Consider the following 2,626-nt stretch of genomic DNA (forward strand, 5'->3'; position numbering starts at 1 on the left):
AACCCATACAGACTACAAAGAAAGACCAAATATACAAGCAGTGCATAGGTTTAATACACCTTTAAGCATTAATGATAAAGAAGCCGTAGCAAAAATCACACTTTTTGAAAAGAGGCTTGGCAATAATAAGATATATTCTTTAGAATTAGAAAGTTTAAGTTCCGCTCCCTTAAGTAAAGATGCGGACAATACAGGAGCGGCAGTTAAAGCTCAATCGGTAGAATCCCCGCATAATAAATCTACTACTATTGCTAAAACTGATGAAGCCATTATACCACAGATACAACAAAAGTTTAAATATGATGCAACAAAGGCTAAAGACTTAGTAAATTGGCATAAAGAATCTCATCCCATAACTAAAGACGAGCAAGGCTTACCTAAAGTGTTTTATCACGGCAGCAAAGCGGAGAATTTACAGGTCTTTGATAATAGCTTTGATAGCAGCAAATGGGGTTTTTGGTTTGGGACAGATAAGGATTTTATTCTTGAAGCTTTTGCAGATTCTAATAAAGAGCAATTTACACAGGCATTTTTAAAAATGAAAAATCCACTAGATGCTACAAAAACCTTTGATACAAAAACACTACAAGAGTTAAAAGGCATTTTTAACCTTGATAATAAAGATATGGCATTATATAAATCTTTATCTAAAGAATTTGCTAATATCAAAAAAGAACTAGATAAAAAAGGTTTTGCGTTTGTTTCTTATGCAGGTAGCTTAGTAGAAGCAAAGCCATTACTGCATAAAAACAAAGATTTGATTAATGAACTTTATGAAGAATGGAATATTTTAACCCACAAAGAAAGAAAAGGATATACTAAAGATAGAGCAGGATTGATTGAGGCATTGCAAAAGGATTTAGGACTATTTAAAGATGATTTGACACTAAAGAATATTATAAAATATTATGATACAGAAGAAACACTATTTTTTAATCCTAGAGAATTAATAGCCTTAAACAGATTTGATAATCAAGCACCACGAGCACTAAGAAATATACAACACTTAGATAGCGAACTTGGATTATTGTTAGGAATGAAAGGAAAAGCACAATATTCTAATATCAATACAAGAGAATTGCTACAAGCCAAAGGATATGATGGAATTATTCTAAACGATGATGTATCGGTAGTCTTTGATTCTAACCAAATTAAAGCAGTGGAGAATAGAGGGCTACCTGTTGAGCCAACACAGGCGAAAAAGCTAGAATCGCAGTTAAAAGAGGTTAGCAAAGAGGAAGCATTAAAGAGTTTTGAGAATTTAGAACCAGCGCAACTACCAAAAGAACTAAATGTAAAGGAGTTTTTAGAATCTTTAGAGCACTTTAAGAACAAAGAAAACTTCATAAAACACTTGCAAAAGAAACAGGATGCACAAGCAAGAATGGCGTATTTAAATCTCATTGAGCCGACAATAAAAGAATTTGATTATCTGCTTACAAAAGGTGAGAGAAAGCAATATATTAAGGCTTTTAAGGCAGATGAAAAAAGAATTTTTGAACTTTTACTCACGCAAGATAAAGACAAAACACTAATTACGCATTTGCCAAAAGCGCGAAAGGCTTACATCAAAAGCAAGATTAAAAACGCTGACCTTATCCAAATTTTTACCAGCCGAGCAAGTAAAGAGCAATCGCTAAATGGACTTGCAGAGCCAATTATATCACAAAATAACAAAAGCGCAGAGAAACGCAAATATTTCAATGAATCTAGCCCTAATATTTATCATTCTAACCCTCACTTAGGGAGTGGATTAGTAGGGGGAAGTGTTGCAGGGTTTGAGACAGACGAACAGGGAAACTTAAGCTTTAATCCACAAAACTTCCTTTTAGGACTTGCAGGGGGTGCAATAGGAAGTAAGGCAGTAGCACAAGGATTTAAAGCCTTAAAAGATAATCCAGCATTTAAAGAGAAATTACAACAAGAATTAGCCAATACTCTAAGTAGAGGTTGGGAGAGTGCAATTAAACAATACCCTATTTTAGAATCCTTGCAACCACGATACATTATAAAAAATGAAAAAGGTAGAGACATTCAAGCAAAGGGAGTGTTAAAAGAATTAGAAATCACACCTATTCAAAACGCTTTAGAAAGTTTAGAATCTACACCTACACCGCAGAAATTGACAGATACACAAATACAAAAATTGCTTAAAGAATTTGATAATTTAGACAATTTAAAAGAACACCTTAATACAAGGACAGAGGATAGAAAACAGCTTTATAATCTTTTGTTAGACACAAAAGATAATCCACAAATTCACTATAAAAAAGATTTAAAAGATAAATATTTGAAAAAATACAAAAGCACAGGAAAAGAACCTTATTTTTATCTACTTATCACACAAGATAAAGACAAAACATTTATTACGCATTTTAAGACAAGAGATATAAAGTATTTAAGCAAGGAAATTGCTGATTCTGATAAGATTATAAAAGGTGCTGACATTATAGAGGAGCTTAGCCAGCGGACAGGCGACAATCAATCCTCTACCTCCGCTGATATTATACCACAATCTAATCCAATCTTTACACCCGATGAAATGGTAGATGCGGATTTTATCGCAAAAGAGCCCGACATCACAAAACGCATAGAATACAAAAGGCACAACCAAAGAGCCAAGCAA

The 2,626-nt window shown here is 33.4% G+C and carries 1 protein-coding gene; it reads left to right on the top strand.

Annotation, left to right across the window (positions count from 1 at the left end; all coding sequences use genetic code 11):
- Window positions 1–2,626: ADP-ribosyltransferase-containing protein (locus tag LS72_RS11000; protein ID WP_194145611.1), on the top strand; the 2,626-nt coding region annotated here is incomplete at both ends.

Source organism: Helicobacter apodemus, assembly GCF_000765745.2.
Taxonomy (GTDB): Bacteria; Campylobacterota; Campylobacteria; order Campylobacterales; family Helicobacteraceae; genus Helicobacter_D; species Helicobacter_D apodemus.